Here is a 24,748-nt window from a genome sequence, read left to right as displayed (position 1 = left end):
CCTCACGACGTCGGTGGCCTCGGTGCCATCGGCATACTAAGCGGTCGGTATGCGTGAGGGAACAGGTATCGGAGGGGCAATCGGGAACGGTGGTCAGCCCGCCGTGCGCCGCACCTTCACGGTGTTGTCGATCCGGACGACCTGCTGTCCGTCCGGGGCGGTCTGGGTGCGCTCGTGCTCCTCGCAGACGAGCACCTCCCACTCCCCCTCCGCCAGCCGCAGGTCGGCCAGCACCTCTTGGGCCGCGGGGAGGTGGACTTCGGGGTGCGCGTCGGGCTCCCACGGGGGCGGTCCGGAGTGGCTGACCACGAGGAGCACCCCGCCCGGCGCCACCGCACCGGCGGCGGTCCGCAGCACTTCCTCCCGCGGCAGGGCGCCGAAGGTGTGCAGGAAGTGCGCCGAGACCAGGTCGAAGGTGCCTTCGGGGAAGGTCTCGCCCAGGGTGTGGCGCTGCCAGTCGATGCGGTCCGCGACGCCTTCGGCCGCCGCGTGCCCGGCGGCCCGGTCCAGCGCCACACGGGAGACGTCGACGGCGGTGACCCGCCAGCCCTGCCGGGCCAGCCAGATCGCGTCGCCGCCTTCCCCGCAGCCCAGGTCCAGGGCCCGCCCCGGGGTCAGGCCCGCGACCTCCCGGACCAGTGCCGTATTGGGCTCGCCGCTCCAGATCCGGTCGCTCTCGGCGTACCGGGCGTTCCAGAACTCCTCGTCCGAGATCTGCGTATCGGTCATCGGCACACGCTCCTTCGTTGCGGGTTCTCGCTGCTTCCCTGCCGATGTTCGGACCGCGCCGACGACTTGACAAAGTTTCTTGCCGAAACGGCAAATAGAGCCATGGCAGACGACGACCTCGCCGACGTGCTCACCGCCGTCGGCCCCCGGCTCCGCGCGCTGCGCCGGGACCGCGGCACCACCCTGACCGCGCTGAGCGAGACCACCGGCATCTCCGTCAGCACGCTCTCCCGCCTGGAGTCCGGGCAGCGCAGGCCCACCCTGGAGCTGCTGCTGCCGCTGGCCAAGGCGCACGGCGTCCCGCTGGACGAGCTGGTCGGCGCGCCGCCCACCGGCGATCCCCGCATCCACCCGCGCCCGATCGTCAAGAACGGCCACACCTTCGTGCCGCTCACCCGCCACCTCGGAGGCCTGCACGCCTACAAGCTGATCCTGCCCGCGGGCCGGTCCGACGCCCCGCGGCCCGAGCAGCGGAGCCACGAGGGCTACGAATGGCTCTACGTGCTCTCCGGCCGGCTGCGGCTGGCGCTGGCCGAGCACGACCTCGTGCTCGGCGCGGGCGAGGCCGCCGAGTTCGACACGCGCACCCCGCACGGCTTCGCCAGCGCGGGCCCCGAACCGGTGGAGTACCTCTGCCTGTTCGGCCCCCAGGGCGAGCGGGTGCACGTACGGGCGCGGCCCACGGGCCACTCCTGAGCGGCGCGCTCCTTCAGGTGCGGCCCTCGCGCTCCTGGGCGTCCTTCAGGGCGGCCGAGCGGGCGGCCCAGCCGGCCCGTACGACGGGGAAGCCGGCCGCTTCGACCGCGTCGCAGACCAGTTCGTCGTCGTCCACGACCACGCGGACCTCACGGCCGCGCGCCAGCTTGCGCAGCAGTTCCAGCTTGGTGTGGCGGGCCGGGCGGCGGTCACCGGAGGGACGCATCCAGACGCGGCCCTCGGGGAGGCCATGTCGCGTCAGCCACTCCAGGGTGTCGGCGCGGCACCGCTCGGGCCGCCCGGTCAGGTACACGATCTCGCACTCCGCGGCGCTCTCCAGGGCCAGCGCGATGCCTTCGGGGAGCGGCGGGTCTTCGGGGGCCGCGGCGAAGAACCCGTCCCAGTCGCGCGGCCGCTGCTCCAGGAAGTGCTGCCGGTGCGCCGTGCCCGCAAGGGTGTTGTCGAGGTCGAAGACCGCCAGGGGTGCCGTTCCCATGTGTCATCCCGTCGCTGTGCGTGCGGTCGCCGCCGTGACGCCGGCCGGTTCGCCGCCGGCCGTCACCCGGATGCGGCCGGTGTCGATGCCGTGGGCGAGTGAGAGCCGATCGTAGATCACCTCGGCGCAGGCCGCCGCGTCCAGCTCCAGTACGACGTCGGGTGCCGGGGCCGGCCCGTCCGTGTAGCCGTGATCCGCCTGTGCGCCCGTCTCCGCGCCCAGCGTGACGTGGAACGTCCCCTCGTCCAGCCGGACTTCCACGACCCGTACAGGGGCGCCCTGCGGCCGTTGCGCGGCGAAGTGCCGGGCGAGCCGGGGCATGAGCGGTACGGCGAACCAGTGGGCCCGGACCGCGTCGGTCGGCCGCGGCGCGCCGAGGTCCGCCGCGCCCCAGTCGGCCAGCGCGGTGAGGACGGGGAGCAGAGCGCGGCCGCGCGGGGTGAGTTCGTAGACGAACGCCGCGGCGGGCGGGTCGAGTCTGCGGCGGACGGCCAGGCCGTCGCGCTCCATGTCCTTCAAGCGCCCGGCGAGCATGTCCGTGCTGACGCCCGGCAGGTCGGCGTGCAGGTCCGTGTAGCGCCGGGCCCCGGCCAGCAGCTCCCGGACGATCAGCAGGGTCCAGCGGTCGCCCACGGCGTCCAGGGCGCGGGCGACGGCGCAGTACTGGTCATAACTTCGGCGCGGCATGATCCCAGCATAGACAAGAGGTTGGACTTTCCAAGTCCGCACTTGGTAAAACCAAGGAGAACCATCGATGCGCCGCGCCGCGGCGAGCGAGGGACCGGGAGGCCGCCGCATGGAGTTCAAGCAGTCGAGCAAGATGGCCGACGTCTGTTACGAGATCCGCGGGCCGGTGATCGAGCACGCCGACGCGCTGGAGGAGGCCGGGCACAGCGTGCTGCGGCTGAACACCGGTAATCCCGCGCTCTTCGGCTTCGAGGCGCCCGAGGAGATCCTGCAGGACGTGGTGCGCAACCTGTCGCGGGCGCACGGCTACACGGAGTCCCGCGGCATCCTCTCGGCGCGCCGGGCCGTCGCCCAGCACTACCAGTCGCTCGGCCTCACCGAGGTCGGCGTGGACGACGTCTACCTGGGGAACGGCGTCTCGGAGCTGGTCTCGATGGCGGTCCAGGCGCTGCTGGACGACGGCGACGAGGTACTGATCCCCGCCCCGGACTTCCCGCTGTGGACCGCGGTGACGACGCTCGCGGGCGGCAAGGCGGTGCACTACCTGTGCGACGAGTCCGCCGACTGGCTGCCGGACCTGGACGACATGGCCGCGAAGATCACCGACCGGACGCGGGCGATGGTCATCATCAACCCCAACAACCCGACCGGTGCCGTCTACCCGCGCGAGCTGCTGGAAGGCATGCTCGACCTGGCCCGGCGGCACGGCCTGATGGTCTTCGCCGACGAGATCTACGACCGCATCCTGTACGACGGCGAGGTGCACCACAACGCCGCGGTGCTCGCCCCCGACCTGGTCTGCCTCACCTTCAGCGGGCTCTCCAAGGCGTACCGCGTGGCCGGCTTCCGGTCCGGCTGGCTGGTGGTCTCCGGACCCACGCAGCACGCCGCCGACTACCTGGAGGGGCTCGGCACGCTGGCCTCGATGCGGCTGTGCCCGAACGCCCCGGCGCAGTACGCCATCCAGGCGGCGCTCGGCGGCCGGCAGTCGATCAATGACCTGGTGCTCCCCGGCGGCCGGCTGCGCGAGCAGCGCGACCGGGCGTGGGAACGCCTGAACGAGATCCCGGGCGTGTCGTGCGTGAAGCCCAAGGGCGCGATCTACGCCTTCCCGCGCCTGGACCCGGCCGTGCACAAGATCCACGACGACGAGAAGTTCGTGCTCGACCTGCTGCTGCGGGAGAAGATCCAGGTGGTGCAGGGCACCGGCTTCAACTGGCCGCGCCCTGATCACTTCCGTATCCTGACACTCCCGTACGCCGACGACCTCGACGCCGCCATCAGCCGCATCGGACGCTTCCTGGCGGGGTATCGGCAGTGAGAGACTCCCCGTGCGGGCGCGCCGTCGTGCTCCGGCGCGACGCCCCGCGGGCCGTGCGCGGCACGTGCTCTGCCGGGCGCTGATGCGCCCTTGAGTGCGCCGCTCGCACCCGCTTAGGTGGGAGCCTGCGTCCGGCCGCCCGGCCGGCCATGGAGGGAGTGGAAGTCCATGTCCGTACAGCGCGCGGTCTCGGAAGCGGAGCTGGCAGCCCATCTGCACGGCATCTGCTTCAAGACCGGGCCCCCGCAGCGCCTCGGGGTCGAGATCGAGTATCTCGTCCACGACGCGCGCAACCCCCGATGTCCCCTGCCGCGCGAACGCGTCCGCAGCGCGATGACCGCCCTGCGCGCGCTCCCCCTGCGGTCCCTCCTGACCTTCGAGCCGGGCGGGCAGCTGGAGCTCAGCTCGCTCCCCGCCGCCTCCCTCACCGACTGCATCACGGCCGTCTCGGCGGACCTGGCGCTGGTGCGCACCGCGCTGCGTGCCATGGACCTGAGCCTGGCGGGCCACGGCCACAACCCCTGGCACCCACCGCACCGCATCCTCGACGAGCCCCGCTACGACGCGATGGAGGCGTACTTCGACCGCTGGGGGCCGGCCGGGCGCTCCATGATGTGCGGCACCGCCTCCGTACAGGTCTGCCTGGACGCCGGGCACGAGGAGCCGGGGCCGCTCGGGCACGGCCGGCGCTGGCGCCTGGCCCACCTCCTCGGTGCCGTGCTCTGCGCGGCCTTCGCCAACTCCCCCACCAGCGAGGGGTGCCCGACGGGCTACCGCTCCACGCGCCAGGCCATCTGGACCCAGCTCGACCCGGCCCGCACCCTCGCCCCCGCTGACGGCCCGGATCCCCGCGCGGCGTGGACGGCATACGCGCTGGACGCGCCCGTGATGTGCCTGCGGGCGACGGACGGGCCGTGGGACGCGCCCGAGGGCCTGTCCTTCCGTGACTGGGTCCGCACGAAAGCGCCACGGGCGCCCACGATGGAGGACTTCGCGTACCACGTCACCACGCTCTTCCCGCCGGTCCGGCCGCGCGGCCACCTCGAACTGCGCATGATCGACGCGCAGCCGGGCGACGGCTGGATCGTGCCGCTCGCCGTGACCGCGGCCCTGTTCGACGACCCCGAGGCCGCGGAGACCGCGTACCGCGCCGTCAAGCCGCTCGCCGAGACCGCGGGCGACCGCCCCGCGCCGCGCAACCCGCTGTGGCGGCGCGCCGCCCGGCACGGGCTGACCGACCCGGAGCTGGCCGCCGCCGCGACGGCCTGCTTCGCGGCGGCCCGTGAGGCGCTGCCCCGGCTCGGCGCAGGGCCCGACGTGCTCGCCGCCGTCGAGGAGTTCATCGAGCGCTATGTGGCGCAGGGCCGCTGCCCGGCCGACGACCTCCTGGACGCGGCGTACGCGGCGCCCGAGTACGCCCCCGCGCCCACGGAGAGCCCGGCGGCCCGGCGCGCCGCCGACGCCCAGGAAGCGGCGCTCGCCGCGGAGTACGCCCGCACCGTCGAGCGCATCCCAGGGAAGGACAGCCAGTGATCCACGATCCCGAAAAGCTCCGGGACCGCGCGGCGTCGGCGCTGCTCGCCGCCCGCGCCCGTACGCAGGCGCTGACCACGTGCGTCGACGAGCCCGACCTGACCGCCCAGCACTCGCCCCTGATGTCGCCCCTGGTGTGGGACCTCGCCCACATAGGCAACCAGGAGGAGCAGTGGCTGATGCGGGCGGTCGGCGGGCTGGAGGCGCTGCGCCCGGAGATCGACTCGGTCTACGACGCGTTCGAGCACCCCCGGGCCGAGCGGCCCTCGCTGCCGCTGTTGGCCCCCGCCGAGGCGCACAACTATGTCGACGAAGTACGCGGCCGGGTGCTGGACGTCCTGGAGAAGACCCCGCTGCACGGCGACCGGCTGTTGGAGCAGGCGTTCGCGTTCGGCATGGTCGCGCAGCACGAGCAGCAGCACGACGAGACGATGCTCATCACCCACCAGCTGCGGCGCGGCCCGGCCGCGCTCACCGCTCCCCCGCCGCCGGACACCGCCGAGGGCGTGGTGGGCCCCGAGGTGCTGGTGCCGGGCGGCCACTTCACGATGGGCACCTCCCGCGAGCCGTGGGCGCTGGACAACGAACGCCCCGCGCACCACCGGCTGCTGCCCGCCTTCCGGATCGACACGATGCCGGTGAGCAACGCCGCGTATCAGTGGTTCATCGAGGACGGCGGCTACCGGGAGTCGCGCTGGTGGGCACCCGAGGGCTGGCGGATGGTGTGCGAGAACAACCTCGAAGCGCCGCTGTTCTGGCGGCGGGAGGGCAGCGGTTGGGTCCGCCGCAGCTTCGGCGTCACCGAGCCGGTCGCTCCTGAAGAACCGGTTCTGCATGTGAGCTGGTACGAGGCGGACGCGTACGCGCGCTGGGCCGGGCGCCGGCTGCCCTCGGAGGCCGAGTGGGAGAAGGCCGCCCGCTGGGACCCGCGTACCGGGTACAGCCACCGCTACCCCTGGGGCGACGAGGACCCCGGCCCCGAGCACGCCAACCTGGGCCAGCGCCATCTGCGCCCGGCCCCCGTGGGCAGCTACCCCGAGGGCCAGTCGCCGCTGGGCGTCCGGCAGCTCATCGGGGACGTGTGGGAGTGGACCTCCGGGGACTTCCTGCCGTACCCGGGCTTCCAGGCGTTCCCCTACCGCGAGTACTCCGAGGTGTTCTTCGGCGGCGCGTACAAGGTGCTGCGCGGCGGGTCGTTCGCGGTGGCCCCGGTGGCCTGCCGCGGCACGTTCCGCAATTGGGACCTGCCGGTCCGCCGGCAGATCTTCGCCGGCTTCCGCACCGCCCGCGACGCGGGCCCGGAGGACGCGTGAGGGCCCGGGACCGCAGAGGGAGGCGCGCCTGATGTGCCGTCACCTCGCCTACCTCGGCCCCGACGTCCCGCTCGGCGACCTCCTCACCGCGCCCGAGCACAGCCTCTACCGGCAGTCCTGGGCGCCCCGCCGCCAGAAGTACGGCACGGTCAACGCGGACGGCTTCGGCGTCGGCTGGTACGCGCCCGGCGACCCCGTGCCGGCCCGCTACCGCCGCGCAGGGCCCATCTGGGCGGACGCCTGCCTGCCCGACCTCGCCCGGGTCGTCCGCAGCGACGCCGTGCTGGCCGCCGTACGCGACGCCACCCTCGCCTGCCCGGACGGCGAGGCCGCGGCGGCGCCGTTCGCCGGCGGCCGGTGGCTCTTCAGCCACAACGGCGCGGTCAGCGGCTGGCCCGGCTCGCTCGGCGCGCCGGCCGCCGGGCTGCCCTCCGAGGCGCTGCTCGGCCTGGAGGCGCGCTGCGACGCCGCGTTCCTCTGGGCGCTGGTGAAGCACCGCCTGGAGCAGGGCGCCGACGCCTCCGAGGCGCTGTCCGAGACGGTGACCGAGGTGGCCGCCGCGGCCCCCGGCTCCCGGCTGAACCTGCTGCTCACCGACGGCGTCACGATCACCGCCACCACCTGGGGCGACACGCTCTTCCACCGCCCCTTGCCGGGCCCCGCGCCCGGCATGCTGGTCGCCTCCGAACCCTCCGACGACGGGGACGACTGGACCGAGGTCCCCGACCGCACCCTGCTGGCCGCCACCCGTACCGATGTCCTGCTCACCCCGCTCAAGGAGCCCGTCGCGTGAGTCCCCTCGCCATCACTCGTACGCTGCCCCCCGATACCACCACCGCCGCCCTTCGTACCGACGTCGCCCAGGGCCTGACCAGCAGTCCCAAGACCCTGCCGCCGAAGTGGTTCTACGACGCCCGGGGCAGCGACCTCTTCGAGGACATCACCGCACTGCCCGAGTACTACCCGACCCGCGCCGAGCGGGAGATCCTGCTGGCCCGCGCCGGGCAGATCGCCACCGCCACCGGGGCCCGCACCCTGATCGAGCTGGGCTCCGGCTCCTCGGAGAAGACCCGGCACCTGCTGGACGCGCTCACCCGGCTGCACACCTACGTGCCCGTCGACGTCAGTGAGAGCGCGCTGGCCGCGGCGGGCGAGGCGCTGCTCGCCGAGCACCCCGGCCTCACCGTGCACGCGCTGGTGGCCGACTTCCAGGGCGGCCTGGAGCTGCCCGACGCGCCCGGGCCGCGGCTGCTGGCCTTCCTCGGCGGCACCATCGGCAATCTGCTCCCCGCCGAGCGGACCGGCTTCCTGCAGTCCGTGCGCGACCTGCTGGAGCCCGGCGACGCGCTGCTGCTCGGCACGGACCTGGTCAAGGACGAGGGGACGCTGCTGGCCGCGTACGACGACAGCCAGGGCGTCACGGCGGAGTTCAACAAGAACGTGCTCACCGTCATCAACCGCGAGCTGGCCGCCGACTTCGACCCGGCGCAGTTCGCGCACCGCGCAGTGTGGGACGCCGAGCGGGAGTGGATCGAGATGCGGCTGCGGTCCTTGAAGGACCAGACCGTGAAGATCCCGGCGCTGGACCTCGCGGTGCACTTCGCGGAAGGCGAGGAGGTGCGCACGGAGGTCTCCGCGAAGTTCCGCAAGGAGGGCGTGCGCGCCGAACTGGACGCCGCCGGGCTGGACTTGCGCGACTGGTGGACGGACGGGGCGGCCCGCTTCGCGCTGTCACTGGCCGTACGGCGGTAACGCTTCTCAGGCCCGTACGGGCAGGTGCTTGAGCCCGTTCTGGAAGTTGGAGACCAGCCGGACCGGCTCCCCGGCGAGTTCGAGGCCGGGCAGCCGGTCCAGCACGTGCCGCAGCACGGCCCGCATCTGTACCCGGGCGAGGTGCGAGCCGAGGCAGAAGTGCGGACCGAAGCCGAAGCTGACGTGGTCGTTCGGGCTGCGCGTGATGTCGAAGCGGTCGGGGTCGGCGAAGACGGCCCCGTCGCGGTTGGCGGAGGCGTGGTACACCACGACCTTCTCGCCCGCCCGGATGCGCCGACCGCCCAGCTCCACGTCGCGTACTGCGGTCCGCCGGAAGTCCATCACCGGCGGCCAGTAGCGCAGCATCTCCTCGACGGCCGCGGGGATCAACTCACGCTCTCTCCGGAGCCGTTCGAACTGCTCCCGATGGCACAGCAGCGTGTACAGCCCGCCCGGAATGCCGTTGCGCAGCGTTTCGTTCCCGGCCACCGCGAAGAGGAAGAACATGTTCTCGAACTCCTCGCGGGTCAGGCCGCCCTCCCTCATGTGGGCCATCACCGTGCCGGGCCGCGGCTGTTCGGCGAGCGCGTGGGCGTACGCGAACATGTCGGCGAGCGCTTCACGGGAGCGCGGGTTCACCGGGCGGCCGTCGGGGCGGATCAGGGTACGCGGACGGCGGTCCAGCGCGGCCCGCCCCATGGGGCTCAGCGTCGCGGGGTCTGCCGTGCTCAACTCCGCGTACTCGCTGTCCTGGTAGCCGATGACGCGGCTCGACCAGTCGAAGAGCAGCCGCCGGTCCTCGTCCGGCACGCCCATGACGTGCGCCAGCGTCCACACCGGCAGGTCGGCCGCGACCTCGACGAAGTCCGCTGAGCCCGCCTCGGCGACCTGCCCCACGAGCTCGGCGGCGCGCGCGTCGATGACGGCCTCCAACTCCCGTACGGCGCGCGGAGTGAAGGCCGCGGCGACGACCTTGCGGATACGGGAGTGGTCCGGCGGGTCCTGGTTCAGCATCATTGCCCGGACGAACGCGAGGTCCCGCGCACTGTCGGGATCCCGGATCTGGGTCGCACCCGCGTACGAGGAGAACACCTCCGGGGTACGCAGGACATGCTTCACGTCCGCGTGCCGCAGCACCGCCCAGTAGCCGGGGCCGGCCGGCCAGCCGCCCACCGCGGGCTCCTCGATCCAGCCGACCGGGCTGGTCAGACGCAGTTCGCGGAAGAGCGCGTAGGGGACGCCGGTGGCGTAGGTCTGGGGCGTGAACACCTCGGCAGCCGTCACGCACCCGACCGTACGGTAATCCGCACTATCAGGGGAATCACCCGTACGGGACGCTTGATGGCGCGCGGGGCTGCGCAGCCTCTCGCCGTGTACCGATCGCATCGCGCGGGACTGGCCCTGGCGGCCGCCGCGTTCGTGGCAGGGGTGGGCTGGGCGCCGTCGGCGGCCGCGCACGGCGACAACTGTTCCTATGCCGGGACGAAGCCGCCGGTGACGGCTCCGACCGGGGTGCCCGGGCTGCCGGACGGCTGGCACTGGCCCTGTACGTCGCCGACACCCCGGCCGCCCGCGCCGAAGCCGCCGCCCCCGAAGCCACCACCACCGCCGCGGCCCACGCCGCCCGCACCGGCACCGCCGGCCACGACGGCGCCGCCACCCCGGCCGGCACCGCCACCGCCCGCGCCGGCACCGCCGCCCGCGCCGCGGCCGAAGCCGCCCTCCACACCGCCACCGACCTCCGAGGCGCCGAAGCCGACGCCGTCCCTGACGCCCCGGTCGTACGCGGTCACCGGCCAGAAGGCGCGGGCCGGCCGCTCGCTGGTCACGACGATGCTGCTGATCATGGCCCCGGCCGTGCTGGCCGCCGCCGTGCTGCGTCCCAGCTCCTCCGGGTCCGGCGGCCGCCGTTCCTGACCCCTGCTCCTCGTTTCGTACGTCCTCTTGGAGGTCTCCATGTCGGAATGGCTGGTGCTCGGCCTCGCGATCGCCGCGGCCTGCGGCGTCGTGCTGCTCGTCACCGTCCTGAACCAGCGGCGGATCAACGAGGAGGAGGACGACCCGTCCGAGACGCCCGACGTCATCGAGTACATGACGATGATGATCGGGGTGGTCTACGCGATCGTGCTGGGGCTGGCCATCGCGGGCGTGTGGGAGTCGCGGAGCGCGGCGGAGGACACGGTCCGCACGGAGGCGCAGGCGCTGCACGAGGTGAGTGCGCGGGCCCGGGCGTATCCGGAGCCGGTACGCGACCGTATCCGCACCGACGTGAACGCCTATGTCTCGCACGTGGTGCACAAGGAGTGGCCGGTGATGACCCAGGAGGGCGAGCTGACGCCCACCGGGACCGCGCTGCTCCAGAAGGTGCGCGCCGACGTGACCGACTACCACCCGCGCAGCGACTTCGAGAACCAGTCCTACCAGCCGCTGGTCGACCAGGTCGCGGTGGCGGACGGCGCGCGGGCCGCCCGTGGGCAGAGCGCCGGGCCGACGATGCCGCCGGTGGTGTGGTTCGGTCTCCTCGCGGGCGCGGCGGTCACGGTCAGCCTGATCTTCACGCTGCAGATCCGGCGTTCAGGACGGGAACTGCTGATGGCGGGGGTCTTCACCGCCCTGATCGCCTTCCTGCTCTTCCTGGTGTGGGATTTCGACGATCCATGGCTGCGCAGTGTCGACGCGGTACAGCCGTTGAAGGATCTACTTCCCTAGGCCGGGGACCGGCCGCACCGCGCCGTTCACGTGGCCGAGCCCGCCGCCGCCCCGGTCACCAGGTCGGGGCCCCAGCGGCGGAGCGCCGCGTCCAGGTCGAGCGGGAGGACCCGGCCGCCGCCCTCCTCCGGGCCCGGCCAGTCCTCGCGCGGCACCCGCCACATCACCTCGAACTCGTTGCCGTCCGGGTCCTTGGCGTACAGGGACTTGGAGACGAGGTGGTCGCTGGCGCCGACGAGCGCGTCGGCGGCCCGCAGCCGGGCGGCCGTGTCGGCGAGCTCGCCGAGCGTGCCGACCTCCCAGGCCAGGTGGTACAGGCCCACCCGGCCGTGCTCGGGCCCCGGCGCCTGGCCACCGACGGCGAACAGGCCGAGGTCATGGTCGTTCTGAGTGTCCTCGGCACGCAGGAAGGCGGCCCGCGCGGGGATCTCGGTCTCCACACTGAAGCCGAGGACGTCCGTGTAGAAGGCGACGGAACGGTCCAGCTCGCGGACGTAGAGCACCGCGTGGTTCAGACGGCGTACGGGCATGACTGCCTCCCTTGTCGGTCTGGTTACCAGTCTCGCGCGGCGGGCCCCGGGGCCCGCCGCTCACTCACTTGCGCAGCAGCAGGACGACGAAGGCCACGACCACGCCGAGGGCGACGGCGGCGATGCCGTAGGCCGCGCGCTCGCGGCGCAGGCCGGGCAGCAGGCGGTCGGCGGCCCAGCGGCCGGGCCCGGTGAGGGTGAGCGCGGCGGCGGCCACGGTGAGCAGCAGCTCGTACTCGACGCCCTTGGGCGCGAAGAAGCCGCCGCCCCACTTCACGGCCAGCGCGTTCACCATCGTGCCGAGGACTGCCGCGCCGGCGAGCGGGGTGAGCAGGCCGAGCGCGAGGCCGAGGCCGCCGAGGGTCTCGGTGAGCCCGGCGACCACGGCCATCGCCTTGCCGGAGGGGTAGCCGCTCATGGTGAAGAACTGGCCGGTGCCCTCCAGCCCCGGCCCGCCGAACCAGCCGAAGAGCTTCTGCGAGCCGTGCGCCGCCATGGTGAGGCCGACGGCGAGCCGCAGGAGCAGCAGGCCCAGGTCGTGGGCGGGCCGGGGCGCCGGCGGGCCGGACACGTCGGAACGGACGACGGTCATGGCGGGGGACGTCATACGTGCTCTCCCAGTCGGATCGGGGGTGCTCGAAAGCCATGTACTTGAAAGTTCAAGCCACGCTCCGACCATACACAGTGCTTGAAACCTGTACAACATCCCCCGGCCCGGTACCGGCCCGTTTCAGCCGCGCGGCACCACCTCTCCCAGCACCTGCGGCAGCGGGTACCAGTCGGCGGTGAGCACGCTGGCGTGCGCCTTGGCCAGCAGCGCCACCCGCTCCCTGGCCTGCAGCTCGGTCGGCCTGGTGCCGTCGATGGCGGGGGCGACGTTGTGCGCGTCGGTCATGATCAGGAGGTAGTGCCGGGTGTCGTACCAGCCGGTGTCGATGCCGCCCGTGTACGCGGTGGCATCGCCGTCGAAGACCACGAACCAGGGGCGCAGCGCGGGGTCGGTGTAGCGGGAGCGGGGGTCACCGGACTCGGCGCCGTGCACGGCGGGGAAGGCGGTGGCGGTGCCCAGCTTGCCCTGGCCCGCGAGGGTGCGCAGGTGGGTGGCGTACTCGCGGTCGGTCCAGAGGCTGTCGGCCGGATTGCCCTCCTCGACCGTGCCGGGTATCAGCTCGATCAGGAACTTGCCGGCGAGCGCCGACCGCTCCGGCCAGCCGTCGGCGCGTACCGCCTCGTCCAGCGTCGCGTGGTCCCCGATCAGGTCGCCGGGCCCGAAGACCGCGTCCCCCAGCTTGCCGCGCACCAGCGCGTCGAACTCGTCCGGGCCGCGGCCCCCCTTGTCGTTGAAGCCGTCCTTCAGCTCCATCTTCAGCAGCACGGGCCGGTGGCCGGGGTGCGCCTCGTGCCAGGCCCGCAGGTCGGCCAGGCACCCGCCGAGGTCCTGGTTGCGGGGCTTGGTGCGCAGCTCGGCGGGGGTGGCGGCGTTCTCGCAGTTGTTGTCGTTGCCGAGCGGATTGCCGTGCGAGACCCGCCAGGACTTCCCCAGCCCGTTGGTCCACACGTCCAGCTCCAGCAGGCCTGCGCCGGAGTCCAGCGCGTCGGCGAAGTAGGGGTACTTCGCCTTCTCGTACGCGTTGTGCACGCCCACCGCCGTGGTCGTGTCGTACGTCGCGCCCGCCCCGGCCGTGGCCCCGGCGGCGGCCGGCCAGGCCACCGCCCCCACCACCAGCGCCGCTCCCGCCACACCCGCCACCATCGCCCCCGCACGCCGATGTCCGCCCATGTGCCCCTGCTTTCTCGTTGGTCAGTCGATCAGCGGGCAGCGTACGGGACTTGAGGGGCGGACAGGCCGTCCCGGTGGCTCTACGATGTCGTCCTGGACACGACAACAACAGACACTCCGGGTGGAGGCTGACATGGCCGGCGGCAGACGAGCAGGGGCGGCGTCCAACCTCGCCGCCGCGGTCCTCACGGGCACGGTCGCGCTGTACATGGCGCTCGTCGCCTTCGGCAACATCACCGACTTCGACACCAACCGCGCGTTCGTCCAACACGTCCTGGCCATGGACACCACCTTCAAGGACCCCGACCTGATGTGGCGGGCCATCACCTCGCGCCCGCTCCAGGACGCCGCGTACATCGCGATCATCGCCTGGGAGGCCGCCGCCGCTGCCGTACTCGTCGTGGCCACCGTGCTGTGGGCGCTGCGGCGGGGCCGGGCCGGCCGGGTCGCCACCCTCGGCCTGCTGATGGTCCTGCTGCTCTTCGGCGCCGGAGTGCCAGCCGAGGCAGACCTGACGGACGGACATCACGCCGCCGCCCGGTGTCCGTACGGTCCGCAGCCCGGCCGGCGGCATGGCCCACCCCCGGCACGCCGCCAGCAGCTCCCGCTGCTCCTCCGAGTCCAGCCAGTCCGGCACGTGTACCGCGCCGGGCGCCACCTCCGTCCGCTCGCGCGGGAACACCTCGCGCGGGAACAGTCCGTCCGCTTCGCCCTCCATGTCTCCATCATCCCTCGGGCCGCGTGGAGTCGGGTATCGGCCAAGTGGCGCCGCGCCCGGCGGCCCGTGGGAGCGGGTCCCGCGCGCTGAGCAGCACGCGGGGGCGGGCCCGCAGGGCGGACCGCACGGGGCGGGTGCGGCGCGGGAGCTGTCCGGAAAGCGGTGGTGGGGGCGGCGGCGCGCACGTCCCGGCGGGTGACGGGGTAGTGACTTGCCGTTGCGCGGGGTGCGTGGCGTCTACACTCCCCGAAGCGGCCCCAATGGGCCGTTATCGGTCTCACCAGCCAGGGATTCAAGGACACTTGTGACATTCCAGCAGGGACTCCACCAGGACACCCGGCCGACGCAGCCGTACGACGTGCTGGTCGTCGGCGGATCGGGTGTGGACACGATCGTCCGGGTCGGCGCACTGCCGGTTCCGCAGGCCGACTCCTTCGCCGTGCCGCCGATCCGGGAATGGGCCGGGCATACGGGCACGGGCGTCGCGCTCGGCTGTGCGGCGCTCGGGCTGTCCACCGCGTTCGTGGACTTCATCGGTGCGGACCACGAGGGCGAGCTGGTCAGGGAGCGGCTGAAGGGCACCGGCGTCGACTTCGATCCGTTGACCTCCCCGCACGGGACCCGCCGCGCGGTCAACCTCGTCTCCCCCGACGGCCGCCGCACGTCCTTCTACGACGGCCGGGACCCGCTCGATCTGCGGATGCCGGCGGACCACTACTTCCCGTATCTCCGCCGGACCCGGCACGTGCATCTGTCGATCATGCACTTCGCGCGGTTCCTCTTCGACGACATCGCGGAGCTGGGCGTACCGGTCTCCACCGACCTGCACGACTGGGACGGGCTGGCCGACCACCACCGGGAGTTCGCGCTCCGCTCGGACCTGGTGTTCCTCAGCGCGGCGGGCGCCGGGGAGCGGATCGGCGCGGTGATGCGGGAGATCCTGCGCGAGGGCCGGGCCGAGGCGGTGATCGCCACGGCGGGCGCGGGCGGCGCGTATCTGCTCACGCCGGACGACTCCACCCCGCGGCACGTCCCGGCGGCCGTGCCGGGGGCGCCGGTGGTGGACAGCAACGGCGCGGGCGACGCATTCGTGTGCGGCTTCCTGCACGGCCGGCTGGCCGGGCACGACCTGGAGGAGTGCGCCCGGCTGGGTACGGTCGCGGGCGCGCACGCCTGTACGTCGGAGGGCACGCACACCGCGCTCATCACGGCGGCCGAACTGCTGGCGGCGGCGGAGGAAGAGGAGGAGCCCGCTACGGAGGTGCGGACCCCTTCGCTCACTCCGTGAGGTTCACTCCTTGATGCCCACCCCGCCGTAGAAGATCGTGTTGTTGATCTCCTCGGCGGTGGGCACCGGGCCGTCCGGGCGCCACAGCGGGACCCGGACGACGCCCGGCTCCTGGAGCCGGAACGGCCCGAAGAGCCGCTGGACCGCGGCCCTGTCGCGGAGGTTGAGCGTGGCGGTGGCGTTCTTGTAGACGTTCAGGACGCCGTCCCGCGCCGCCTCGTCCGTGCGGCCTGCCGCGTACTCCTCGTACGGCTCGCCCGTGGCGTGCGAGAGGATCAGCCGGCTGCCGGCGGGCAGTGCGCCGGCGAGCGCCGCGACCACGCCGGCCGGGTCCTCGTCGTCGCGCAGGAAGTGCAGTACGGCGACGAGCAGCACGGCCACCGGCCGGTCGAAGTCGATCAGCGAGCGGACCGCCGGGTCGGCGAGCAGCGTCTTCGGGTGGCGGACGTCGCCGAGGACGAAGCCGGTGCCCGGCGTGTTGGTGAGCCGGGCGCCCGCGTGGGTGGCCACGATCGGGTCGTTGTCGGCGTAGACCACCCGCGCGTCCGGGGCGGCCGCGCGGGCCACTTCGTGGGTGTTGGGCGAGGTGGGGATGCCGGTGCCGAGGTCGAGGAACTGCCGGATGCCGGCGCCCGCCGCGTCCCGTACGGCGCGCTGCATGAAGGCGCGGTTGGCGCGGGCGCTGTCGCGGACCTGCGGGTGGGCGCGGATGACCTTGTCGGCGGCCTCGCGGTCGGTCTCGTAGTTGTCCCAGCCGCCGAGGTAGTAGTCGTACATCCGCGCGGGATGCGGCCTGCTGGTGTCGATCTCGTCCGCCGTGAAGCCCTGTTCCGGCGGCAGGCTGTGGCCCGTCAGGGGGCTGTGCTCCACCGGGACGTCCGGGTCCGCGGGGAAGTCCTGGCCCGCCGGGCAGGTCCGGTCGCTCATGCCGTCCTCCGGTTCCCGCAGCCGCCGGGCGCCGCGTGCAGCAGGAAGTCCGCCTCGCCGGCCTTCGCGCCCCGGATGAAGCTCTCGATCTCGCCGTGGGTGTAGATCAGTGCCGGGCCGTTGGGGTCGGTGGACTGGCGCAGCGCCACCCGGCCGTCCTTGAGTCTCATCGCCTCGACGCACTCGCCGCCGTTGCCGCCGCTCCACGGCTTGTGCCAGCCCTCGCTGCCCAGCTCGCTGGCGGGCATGCCGTTGTAGATGCGTATGCGATCCATGGTTCAGATCTCCTTGCGAAAGCCACTCAGAAGGGCTGCGGTGCGGTGTGCGGGCGCGGCCTGCGCGCACATCCGGTCCAGCGCCTCCAGGAACTGCGAGACGTCGCCGCGCTGATCGAAGTACACGGCGCCGACCAGGCTCTCCGCGTACGCGATGTCGGGCAGCTCCGGGATGGGGAACCGGAAGATGTGGAACGGCCCGTACATGGCGGGGTGCGGGCCGGTGGCGAAGGGGATGACCTGCAGCCGTACGTTGGGCAGTTCGGTGGCCTCGATCAGCCGGTCGAGCTGCTCGCGCATGACGCCCGCGCCGCCGACCGGGCGGCGCAGCACGGTCTCGTCCAGCACGGCCCACAGCATGGGCGCGTTGTCGCGGCGGAGCAGCGACTGGCGTTCCATGCGCAGGTCGACGGAACGGTCGATCTCCTCGGCGGCGGTGTGCGGCATCCCGGCGCGCAGCACGGCGCGCGCGTAGCCCTCGGTCTGCAGCAGGCCGGGTACGTAGTGCGGCTGGTAGGCGCGGATGAGGTTGGCGGCGCTCTCCAGGCTGACGTACGCGCTGAACCAGTCGGGCAGTACGTCCCGGAAGCGGTGCCACCAGCCGGGGCGGTTGGCCTCCCGGGCGAGGGCGATGAAGGTCTCGCTCTCCTCCGCGTCGGTGACGCCGTAGGTGGCGAGCAGCTTCTCCACGTACGGGATCTTCAGCCCGACCTCGGCCTTCTCCATGCGGCGTACGGTCGCGTGCGTGACGTCCAGCGCCTCGGCGGCCTGTTCGAAGGAGAGTCCGGCCTTCTCGCGAAGGTCCTGCAGCCTCTTGCCGAGGACTACCCGCAGGACGGTCGGCGCCCCGCCCGACCGTGCGTCCACCACTTGTGATCTCCTCCAACTGAGTTACGTGCTCAGCAGTGTGTCATGCCATCAGAAGCGCGAACAGACTGTCATGGCGATTCTGCAATTTACAGAATGGTCCTTGCCAAGCTTGTTCAACATCGCACATAGTTGCGGAGTGCCTTCCTCCCACCACGCGGAATCGTTAAGGGGATGCGGCGGCGTGGCCGTCCAAGTCCTCAGCGACGCCTTCCAATTGCCGGCTCTGCGCACCTCCGTTCCGGAGGCCCGCCGAAGAGTCACGACCGCGCTGCGGGAATGGGGCGCCACCGAGCAGCTGCGCGACGACGCCGAGCTGGTGGTCTCGGAGCTGTTCACCAATGCCGTGCGGCACACCGACAGCGAGCGGGTCTCCTGCGAGCTGACCCTCGACGGGGCGCGGCTGCGCGTGGCGGTCACCGACCAGGGGCACAGCGACTCCCGGCCGCAGGCCCAGCCGCGCAGCACGGACCGGGAGTGCGGGCGCGGCCTGCTGCTGGTCGGCGCGGTCTCCGAGGACTGGGGCGAACGGCCCGCCGACGCCGGCCGGGGCCGGGTCGTATGGGCGGACCTCGCGTACTAGCGGGCGGCCTGTGCCGGGACGGCCGCCTGGGCGAGCGCGGCCGCGTCGGCCTCCAGCAGCGCCAGCTCGGGCCGCTTCGCCGTGACGTGGTCGCCGGAGGACTCGCCGCGCAGCCGCCGCCCGATCCACGGCACGAGGTGTTCGCGCGCCCAGTGGATGGTCTCGCGACGGGCGTCGGCCGCGCTGCGCGTCTCCGGCGGCCAGGGCTGGTCCGGCTCGGCCGGCACGTCCAGGCCGAGCACCTGGGCCGCGCGCAGCGCCACCCGGGTGTGCCCGTCGGGCGAGAGGTGCAGCCGGTCGTCGCTCCAGGCGCGGCGGTCCTGCACGGACTTCAGCGACCACAGGTCCAGGACCGGGCAGTCGTACTGGTCGGCGATGGCCCGGACATGGGCGGTGTACGTGGCGATCTTGCCGCGCAGGTGCTTGAGCACGGGGATGTCACGGGTGTCGAAGCCGGTGCACAGCAGGACCGTGCCGACCGACTCCTTGAGGTCCGCGACGGCGGCGGCGTAGCGCTCGGCAACGTCGTCCGGGTCGGAGCCGGGCCGCAGGATGTCGTTGCCGCCGGCGCAGAACGTCACCAGGTCCGGCCCGAGCTCCTTCGCGCGCGGGACCTGCTCGGCGACGATCGGGTCCAGGAGGCGGCCTCGTACGGCGAGGTTGGCGTACCGGAAGTCGTGCTCCGGGCGGCGGTCGGAGAGCAGGACCGCGAGCCGGTCCGCCCACCCGATGAACGTGCCGTCCGGACCGGGGTCGCCGACGCCCTCGGTGAAGCTGTCCCCGACGGCCGCGTACGACCCGAACAGGTCACTTTCGCTGCTGCTTATCTTCTTCGAATCCTCTGCCACGTCAGGACATACTTCACCTTCAGGAGTGACCTACGCCACCGTAACCATGGGTTGACGACAGGTGATGATCGCCACTCAGTCAAATTCTGCCCAAGTCGGAATACGAGTGGACAGCAGCCCCGCGCCGAGACGGACGCCGAGCGCCCCCACCGCAACCCCATACGGTCACGATCAGTGGCCGGACGAGCTAGTTGCCTATTGCACCAGTGCCGTATGGTCGAAACAGCCCGCTCGCCGACGAGCAGCGTCGGCGGCCGACGTAAAAGGAGCGCGCCCGTGACGACGCAGCAGCCGCCCCAGGTCCGGTCGACCGAGCCCCTGCTCACAGAGGTGCGCAACTTCCGGGACGTCGGCGGACTGCCGACGGTCGACGGGCGGCGGGTGCGGCAGGGACGGCTCTTCCGCAGCGGTCACCTGGCGCACGCCACGGAGGCGGACGCCGCCTTCCTCGGCACGCTCGGCCTGCACACGATCTTCGACTTCCGTAACGCCGCCGACATCAAGCTCGAGGGCCCGGACGTCACCCTGCCCGGCGTGCGGCACGTCAACATCCCGCTCACCGACCCGGCCGACGGCGCGGAGTTCTGGGCGATGGTGCGCGACGGCGAGCTGGACCAGCTGCGCGCGGCGCTGGGCGACGGGCAGGCGGCGGGCCGGATGGCGCGCACGTACCGGCACATCGTCTCGACCCGCACCGCCGACCACAGCCGGGTGCTGCACTCCATAGCCGAGGAGAGCGTGCCGGCGCTGATGCACTGTGCGGCCGGCAAGGACCGCGCGGGCCTGTCCATCGCGGTCACGCTGCTCGCGGTGGGCGTGGAGCGGGAGGCCATCGAGGCGGACTACCTGGAGTCCAACGACCCGCGCCGGCGGTACAAGGTGCGCCGCTCCGACCGCTCGCAGGCCGGCATGTCCGAGGAGGTCATGGCGCTGCTCGCGCCGCTCTTCGACGCCCGCGCCGAGTACCTGCACGCGGCCTTCGACACCATCGAGTCCACCTGGGGCTCGACGGAGACGTACCTCACCGAGGGCCTGAAGCTCACCCCGGAGACCCGCGGCCGACTCCGCGAACGGCTGCTGGAGGACTGACGGCCGCGCGGCAGCGCTCTCGAAGGGCCGGTACCCATGAGGGGCCGGCCCTTCAGCGTGTGTCGGGGCGGGCCACCCAGCCCGCGGCGAGGACCAGGCCGGTGTCCCGCTGCACGGCCAGGAAGCCGAAGGGACGGTCGAAACGCGCCTCGACCTGCCGGGTCCGGTACGGCGGGGTCATCGGCGCGCCACCGGGGGCCGCGGCGATGGCGGTGACCGCGGCGGCGCGGAAGCCCAGGGCGCCGAAGGTCGCGGTGGCGGACTGGCGGGCCGCGGAGACCGCCAGCGGGTACGCGCTGATGCCGGGGAAGTGACCGCGTGCGGCGTTCTGCGCGCTCTCCAGTCCGAACAGCGCCGCCCGGCCGAGCAGATCGTGCTCGGCATCGACGGTGAAGGCGACGGAACGGACCGCGAGGGTCGGCTCCGTGTCCCAGCTCGGCACGGTGGTGACGCGGAGACCCGGGCCGACCGCGTCGCCCTCGGGCAGCGCGTCTCCGTACGTGGTGGCGTACGCGCCGTCCAGGGCCGCGATCCCGGCGTCCAGCACCTCGCCCGCGGGGCGGTCCTCGGGGCCGAGCAGGAGGTGCACGTCGAGCCCGTTGTCGCCCTCGACGCGCAGCCGGGCGAGCGGGCCCCACGGCGTGGTGTGCAGCGCGAGGAGACCGGCCGGGGAGCCGAAGCGGACCAGGCCGGCCAGCCGGCGCCCGCGCCACGGTCCGGCCTGCGGCGCGAGCGAGGTCTCGGTGAACGGCCGGGTCCAGGTCGTCCGGGCCACCAGCGCGGAGGCCAGCACGAAGAGCGTGTCCGGGTCGACGACCGGCGGCATCTTGCCGATCATGCCGTCGGTGCGCCGCGCGGCCCAGGCGTTCAGCTCCGCCAGGTCCGTCTCGATGTCCCCGGTGAGCTCGCCGTGGGTGTCCAGGGGCAGCCCGGCACGCCACTCCGGGCGCAGCTCCAGTGTGCGGCGGGCCCACAGGCCGACCGCCGCCCGGACGCCGGGCGCGGCGTCCAGCGCGGCGAGGAGCTCCCGGCCCGCCGCGGCGGCGGATTCGGCGGGCACTCCCAGGGCGGCGGCCAGCTCGGCGCGGGCCGGGCCGTGGGCCGGGCCCGTGAGCAGCGCCAGCAGCGGCCAGACGCCGGCCGCGGTGAGGACGGTGCCGCGCTCCGCGCCACCGCCGTCGCCGGCCGCGGCCCGCGCCCAGCGCGCCGTCATCGCGTTCACGGCCCGTACCGTCGTCGGTGCCACCACCGCTTGCCCCCGTAGTCAGCTCATCTGTTGGCCATCGCCTGCTTGACCAGTGTCCGCCCGAAGTCCCAGATCAGGCCGCCGCCCGTGTGGGCGTCGTCCATGACGGCGGTGAAGGCCGCGACGAAGCGGTCCACCTCCTCGGCGCCGATGATCAACGGCGGGATCAGCTTAATGACTTCGAGGTGGTCGCCGGAGACCTGGGTGAGGATGCGGTGCCGCTGCAGCAGCGGCACCACGACCATCTGCGCGAAGAGCCCCTTGCGCGCCGCCTGGAGCATCGTCCAGCGGCCGCGCAGCCCCAGCGATCTGGGCCGGCCGAACTCGATCCCGACCATCAGGCCGCGGCCCCGCACGTCGTGCAGCAGCTCGTACTTCGGGATCAGCTCGGCGAGGCGGGTGCGCAGCAGGTCACCGGTGGTCCGCGCACCCGCCACGATGCCCTCGTCCTCCATGACCGTCAGGACCGCCAGCCCGGCGGCCATGGCCTGCGCGTTGGAGCCGAAGCTCGCCGAGTGCACCAGGACCCGGTCCATCGAGGAGTAGACCTTCTTGAAGACCGACTCCTTGCCGAGCGTGGCGCCGACCGGTACGTAGCCGCCGGAGAGCGCCTTGGCCACGCAGACCAGGTCCGGCTCGACGCCGGGCTCGTGCTGGTACGCGAAGAAGTCGCCGGTGCGGCCGAGCCCGGTCTGCACCTCGTCCGCGATGAGCAGCGCCTTGTGCTTGTGCAGCAGCTCCTGCGCGGCGCGCAGGAAGCCGGGCGGGGCCGGGTGCACGCCCTTGCCCTGGATCGGCTCCACGACGAAGCCCGCCACGTCGCCGCGCTTCAGCTCCCGCTCCAGCGCGTCCAGGTCGCCCAGCTCGATGGCGGTGTCCGGCAGCAGCGGCGCGAAGCCGTCGCGGAAGCCGTCCTCGCCGTTGACCGAGAGCGAGCCCGTGGTCAGGCCGTGGAAGGCGTGCGTGCAGTACAGGATGCGCGGGCGGCCCGTCGCGTACCGGGCGAACTTCAGGGCCGTCTCGACGGCTTCGGTGCCGCTGTTCCCGAAGAAGACCCGGTCCAGGTGCGGCGCGTACCGGAGCAGTTTTTCGGCGAGCAGGCCCGGCAGCGGCGGGCAGTCGAAGCGGGTGAGGTCGGCGAGCCCGGCGTCCAGCACGTCGTGCAGCGCCTGCCGGACGACGGGGTGGTGCCGGCCGAGGCCCATCACGCCGAAGCCGGCGAGCATGTCCAGGTAGTCCCGGCCCTGGTCGTCCCAGAAGTACGCACCCTCGGCCCGCTCGTACACCTTGTCGAAGCCGATGGTGTGCAGCATCCGCGGCAGCTGGTGGTTGAGGTACTTGGCGTGCAGGTCGTAGCGTTCGGCGCCGCGCTCGGCGAGCAGCTTGGTGAGGTCGAATCCGGTCATGCGTCGTTGTTCTCCTTGACGGCCGCGACGGCCGCCGCGCGGTCGTCCGTACGGGGCAGGCTCTCGGCGATGCGGCCCGCGATCTCCGCCGGGGTCAGCCCGATGTCGGCCAGCACCTCGCCCCGCTTGGCGTGCGCGAGGAACTGTTCGGGGATGCCGAAGGTGCGCAGCGGCAGGTCGATGTCGGCGTCGCGCAGCGCCTGGCCGACCGCGGCGCCGACGCCGCCGGTGCGGCTGCTGTCCTCCACGACGGCCACCGCGGCGTGCCGCGCGGCCAGCCGCGGGATCTCCGGGTCGACCGGCTTGACCCACCGCGGGTCGATCACCGTGGCGTCGATGCCGCGCGCCGCGAGCAGTTCGGCCGCCGCCAGGCAGACCGGCGCCATCACGCCGACCGCGACCAGCAGTACGTCCTCCCGCTCGCCGCGGGCGAGGACGTCCACTCCCCCGACGCGTTCTCGCGCGGGAACGGGCTCGCCGACGGACTCCTTCGGGTAGCGCACGACGGTCGGCGCGTCGTCGACGTCGACGGCCTCGCGCAGCTGGGCGCGGAGCTGGTCGGCGTCGCGCGGCGCGGCGATCCGCAGGCCCGGCACGACCTGGAGGATCGACATGTCCCACATGCCGTTGTGGCTGGGCCCGTCGGTGCCGGTGACGCCGGCCCGGTCCAGTACGAAGGTCACGCCGCACTTGTGCAGCGCGACGTCCATCAGGATCTGGTCGAAGGCGCGGTTGAGGAAGGTGGCGTAGACGGCGAAGACCGGGTGCAGGCCGCCGGTGGCGAGCCCGGCCGCCGAGACCGCGGCGTGCTGTTCTGCGATGCCCACGTCCCAGACCCGGTCCGGATACGCGGCGGCGAACTTGCCCAGCCCGACGGGCTGCAGCATCGCCGCGGTGACCGCCACCACGTCCGGCCGCTCGGCGCCGATGCGGACCATCTCGTCGCCGAAGACGGAGGTCCAGGACGGCGGGCCGGGCGGCGCGACCGGCGCGCAGGTGAGCGGGTCCATCACGCCGACGGTATGAAAGCGGTCGGCCTCGTCCTCCAGCGCCGGCCGGTAGCCGCGGCCCTTCTCGGTGAGGCAGTGCACCAGGACGGGGCCGTGGAAGCGGGCGGCGCGGCGCAGCGCGGACTCCACCGCCTCGATGTCGTGGCCGTCGATCGGGCCGACGTATTTCAGGCCCAGGTCCTCGAACATGCCCTGGGGCGCGAAGGCGTCCTTGAAGCCCTTCTTCGCGCCGTGCAGCGACTCGTACAGTGGCCTGCCGACGACCGGCGTGCGGTGCAGGACGTCCTTGCCCCAGGTCAGGAAGCGTTCGTAGCCGTCGGTGGTGCGGAGCGTGGCGAGGTGGTCGGCCAGGCCGCCGATGGTGGGCGCGTAGGAGCGTTCGTTGTCGTTGACGACGATGATCAGCGGCCGGTCGTCGGCCGCCGCGATGTTGTTGAGCGCTTCCCAGGCCATGCCTCCGGTGAGCGCGCCGTCACCGGTGACCGCGACGACGTGGTCGCTCCTGCCCAGTACCTGGTTGGCCTTGGCCAGCCCGTCGGCCCAGCCGAGCACCGTGGAGGCGTGGCTGTTCTCGATGACGTCGTGGACGGATTCCTCGCGCGAGGGGTACCCGGACAGGCCGCCCTTGCCGCGCAGCTTGGAGAAGTCCTGCCGGCCGGTCAGGATCTTGTGGACGTACGACTGGTGCCCGGTGTCCCACAGGATGCGATCGGCGGGCGAGTCGAACACCCGGTGCAGGGCGATGGTCAGCTCGACCACGCCCAGGTTGGGGCCGAGGTGGCCGCCGGTGCGGGCGACCGCCTGGATGAGGAACTGGCGGATCTCCGCGGCCAGTTCGCCGAGGCGGTCCGTCGGCACCTCCTTGAGGTCCTGCGGTTCCCGGATGTATTCGAGCATCGACATGCTGGGTCCCCCCTCCTCTGTGTTCTTGCCGGCGGAGCCGTC

Annotated in this window: 25 protein-coding genes and 2 pseudogenes; 11 read left to right on the top strand and 16 right to left on the bottom strand. The window is 72.9% G+C overall.

The genetic code is table 11. The features are described from left to right. Positions 1-93: 93 nt before the first annotated feature. Positions 94-729, bottom strand: coding sequence for an SAM-dependent methyltransferase (locus tag ACZ4MH_RS09290; RefSeq protein ID WP_351588642.1), 636 nt, complete (start codon positions 727-729; stop codon positions 94-96). A 102-nt stretch (positions 730-831) separates the two neighbouring features. Here ACZ4MH_RS09290 and ACZ4MH_RS09285 point away from each other — a divergent pair, with 102 nt between their 5' ends. Next, positions 832-1,425, top strand: coding sequence for a helix-turn-helix domain-containing protein (locus ACZ4MH_RS09285; RefSeq protein ID WP_351588640.1), 594 nt, complete (start codon positions 832-834; stop codon positions 1,423-1,425). Positions 1,426-1,438: 13 nt separating this feature from the next. Here ACZ4MH_RS09285 and ACZ4MH_RS09280 read toward each other — a convergent pair whose 3' ends face one another. Together ACZ4MH_RS09280 and ACZ4MH_RS09275 are read right to left on the bottom strand one after the other, a co-directional pair. Continuing rightward, the gene (locus ACZ4MH_RS09280; protein WP_351588638.1) at positions 1,439-1,921 is read right to left on the bottom strand and encodes a phosphatase domain-containing protein; all 483 of its coding nucleotides are present in this window, start codon (positions 1,919-1,921) and stop codon (positions 1,439-1,441) included. Between the two features lie 3 nt (positions 1,922-1,924). After that, complete coding sequence (locus ACZ4MH_RS09275) at positions 1,925-2,611, bottom strand: winged helix-turn-helix transcriptional regulator (protein ID WP_351588652.1); 687 nt, start codon at positions 2,609-2,611, stop codon at positions 1,925-1,927. A gap of 106 nt (positions 2,612-2,717) precedes the next feature. Between ACZ4MH_RS09275 and ACZ4MH_RS09270 the strand changes: the two genes are divergently transcribed. The 5 genes from ACZ4MH_RS09270 (at position 2,718) to egtD (ending at position 8,527) form a co-directional block, all read left to right on the top strand. Beyond that, a complete protein-coding gene (locus tag ACZ4MH_RS09270) occupies positions 2,718-3,929 on the top strand; it encodes a pyridoxal phosphate-dependent aminotransferase (protein WP_351588650.1) in 1,212 nt (403 codons plus the stop codon). 168 nt (positions 3,930-4,097) lie between these two features. After that, positions 4,098-5,462, top strand: coding sequence for an ergothioneine biosynthesis glutamate--cysteine ligase EgtA (egtA, locus tag ACZ4MH_RS09265; RefSeq protein WP_351588636.1), 1,365 nt, complete (start codon positions 4,098-4,100; stop codon positions 5,460-5,462). Beyond that, entirely contained in the window at positions 5,459-6,775 is a 1,317-nt protein-coding gene (gene egtB, locus ACZ4MH_RS09260) for an ergothioneine biosynthesis protein EgtB (protein WP_351588634.1), read from the top strand. The genes egtA and egtB overlap by 4 nt, the downstream gene beginning before the upstream one ends. A gap of 31 nt (positions 6,776-6,806) precedes the next feature. Beyond that, complete coding sequence (gene egtC, locus ACZ4MH_RS09255; RefSeq protein WP_351588632.1) at positions 6,807-7,568, top strand: ergothioneine biosynthesis protein EgtC; 762 nt, start codon at positions 6,807-6,809, stop codon at positions 7,566-7,568. Then, positions 7,565-8,527: an L-histidine N(alpha)-methyltransferase gene (gene egtD / locus ACZ4MH_RS09250; RefSeq protein ID WP_351588630.1), complete on the top strand. Its 963-nt coding sequence runs from the start codon at positions 7,565-7,567 to the stop codon at positions 8,525-8,527. Before egtC ends, egtD begins: the two co-directional genes overlap by 4 nt. 6 nt (positions 8,528-8,533) lie before the next feature. Here egtD and ACZ4MH_RS09245 read toward each other — a convergent pair whose 3' ends face one another. Continuing rightward, entirely contained in the window at positions 8,534-9,811 is a 1,278-nt protein-coding gene (locus ACZ4MH_RS09245; protein ID WP_467754434.1) for a cytochrome P450, read from the bottom strand. A 188-nt stretch (positions 9,812-9,999) separates the two neighbouring features. Next, complete coding sequence (locus ACZ4MH_RS09240; RefSeq protein ID WP_467754433.1) at positions 10,000-10,485, bottom strand: hypothetical protein; 486 nt, start codon at positions 10,483-10,485, stop codon at positions 10,000-10,002. Here ACZ4MH_RS09240 and ACZ4MH_RS09235 point away from each other — a divergent pair. Further along, entirely contained in the window at positions 10,484-11,236 is a 753-nt protein-coding gene (locus ACZ4MH_RS09235) for a bestrophin-like domain (protein ID WP_351588624.1), read from the top strand. The genes ACZ4MH_RS09240 and ACZ4MH_RS09235 overlap by 2 nt on opposite strands. 26 nt (positions 11,237-11,262) lie before the next feature. Here ACZ4MH_RS09235 and ACZ4MH_RS09230 read toward each other — a convergent pair whose 3' ends face one another. The 3 genes from ACZ4MH_RS09230 to ACZ4MH_RS09220 form a co-directional block, all read right to left on the bottom strand. Next, positions 11,263-11,766, bottom strand: coding sequence for a VOC family protein (locus ACZ4MH_RS09230; protein WP_351588622.1), 504 nt, complete (start codon positions 11,764-11,766; stop codon positions 11,263-11,265). Between the two features lie 64 nt (positions 11,767-11,830). Then, a complete protein-coding gene (locus ACZ4MH_RS09225; protein WP_467754432.1) occupies positions 11,831-12,373 on the bottom strand; it encodes a DoxX family protein in 543 nt (180 codons plus the stop codon). A 123-nt stretch (positions 12,374-12,496) separates the two neighbouring features. Then, complete coding sequence (locus ACZ4MH_RS09220) at positions 12,497-13,546, bottom strand: phosphatidylinositol-specific phospholipase C domain-containing protein (RefSeq protein ID WP_351588620.1); 1,050 nt, start codon at positions 13,544-13,546, stop codon at positions 12,497-12,499. 133 nt (positions 13,547-13,679) lie between these two features. Here ACZ4MH_RS09220 and ACZ4MH_RS09215 point away from each other — a divergent pair. Further along, positions 13,680-14,039 (top strand): annotated as a pseudogene (locus ACZ4MH_RS09215) (DUF2165 family protein); the annotation flags it as partial. Here the strand turns inward: ACZ4MH_RS09215 and ACZ4MH_RS09210 are convergent. Then, positions 14,040-14,264 (bottom strand): annotated as a pseudogene (locus tag ACZ4MH_RS09210) (hypothetical protein); the annotation flags it as partial. It lies immediately after the preceding pseudogene. 304 nt (positions 14,265-14,568) lie between these two features. Here ACZ4MH_RS09210 and ACZ4MH_RS09205 point away from each other — a divergent pair. Further along, positions 14,569-15,552 carry a carbohydrate kinase family protein gene (locus ACZ4MH_RS09205; RefSeq protein ID WP_467754431.1) on the top strand — a complete coding sequence of 328 codons (984 nt, stop codon included), beginning with the start codon at positions 14,569-14,571 and terminating at the stop codon, positions 15,550-15,552. Positions 15,553-15,555: 3 nt separating this feature from the next. Here the strand turns inward: ACZ4MH_RS09205 and ACZ4MH_RS09200 are convergent, their stop codons facing one another. From ACZ4MH_RS09200 to ACZ4MH_RS09190, 3 genes are all read right to left on the bottom strand, one after another. Then, the gene (locus ACZ4MH_RS09200) at positions 15,556-16,329 is read right to left on the bottom strand and encodes an SAM-dependent methyltransferase (RefSeq protein ID WP_467754442.1); all 774 of its coding nucleotides are present in this window, start codon (positions 16,327-16,329) and stop codon (positions 15,556-15,558) included. Positions 16,330-16,475: 146 nt separating this feature from the next. Further along, positions 16,476-16,754: a DUF397 domain-containing protein gene (locus ACZ4MH_RS09195; protein ID WP_351599886.1), complete on the bottom strand. Its 279-nt coding sequence runs from the start codon at positions 16,752-16,754 to the stop codon at positions 16,476-16,478. 3 nt (positions 16,755-16,757) lie between these two features. Next, positions 16,758-17,624, bottom strand: a complete 867-nt coding sequence (locus tag ACZ4MH_RS09190; RefSeq protein WP_351599888.1) for a helix-turn-helix domain-containing protein — start codon at positions 17,622-17,624, stop codon at positions 16,758-16,760. A 181-nt stretch (positions 17,625-17,805) separates the two neighbouring features. Here ACZ4MH_RS09190 and ACZ4MH_RS09185 point away from each other — a divergent pair, with 181 nt between their 5' ends. Next, complete coding sequence (locus ACZ4MH_RS09185; RefSeq protein WP_351599890.1) at positions 17,806-18,204, top strand: ATP-binding protein; 399 nt, start codon at positions 17,806-17,808, stop codon at positions 18,202-18,204. On the opposite strand, the gene ACZ4MH_RS09180 is transcribed toward ACZ4MH_RS09185, so the two are convergent. Continuing rightward, on the bottom strand, positions 18,201-19,052 hold the full coding sequence (locus tag ACZ4MH_RS09180) for an SGNH/GDSL hydrolase family protein (RefSeq protein WP_351599892.1): 852 nt from the start codon (positions 19,050-19,052) through the stop codon (positions 18,201-18,203). The genes ACZ4MH_RS09185 and ACZ4MH_RS09180 overlap by 4 nt on opposite strands. A gap of 276 nt (positions 19,053-19,328) precedes the next feature. Here ACZ4MH_RS09180 and ACZ4MH_RS09175 point away from each other — a divergent pair, with 276 nt between their 5' ends. Next, on the top strand, positions 19,329-20,141 hold the full coding sequence (locus ACZ4MH_RS09175; protein ID WP_351599894.1) for a tyrosine-protein phosphatase: 813 nt from the start codon (positions 19,329-19,331) through the stop codon (positions 20,139-20,141). Positions 20,142-20,193: 52 nt separating this feature from the next. Here ACZ4MH_RS09175 and ACZ4MH_RS09170 read toward each other — a convergent pair whose 3' ends face one another. The 3 genes from ACZ4MH_RS09170 to dxs are packed head-to-tail and all read right to left on the bottom strand — an operon-like array spanning position 20,194 to position 24,706. Further along, positions 20,194-21,354: a serpin family protein gene (locus ACZ4MH_RS09170; RefSeq protein ID WP_351599908.1), complete on the bottom strand. Its 1,161-nt coding sequence runs from the start codon at positions 21,352-21,354 to the stop codon at positions 20,194-20,196. Between the two features lie 56 nt (positions 21,355-21,410). Next, on the bottom strand, positions 21,411-22,793 hold the full coding sequence (locus tag ACZ4MH_RS09165) for an aspartate aminotransferase family protein (protein WP_351599896.1): 1,383 nt from the start codon (positions 22,791-22,793) through the stop codon (positions 21,411-21,413). After that, a complete protein-coding gene (dxs, locus tag ACZ4MH_RS09160; RefSeq protein WP_351599898.1) occupies positions 22,790-24,706 on the bottom strand; it encodes a 1-deoxy-D-xylulose-5-phosphate synthase in 1,917 nt (638 codons plus the stop codon). Before dxs ends, ACZ4MH_RS09165 begins: the two co-directional genes overlap by 4 nt. Positions 24,707-24,748: the final 42 nt, after the last annotated feature.

Source organism: Streptomyces sp. NPDC026301, assembly GCF_055567935.1.
Note: the sequence above shows the minus strand (reverse complement) of the source record. Positions and strands in the feature narration are given on the sequence as shown.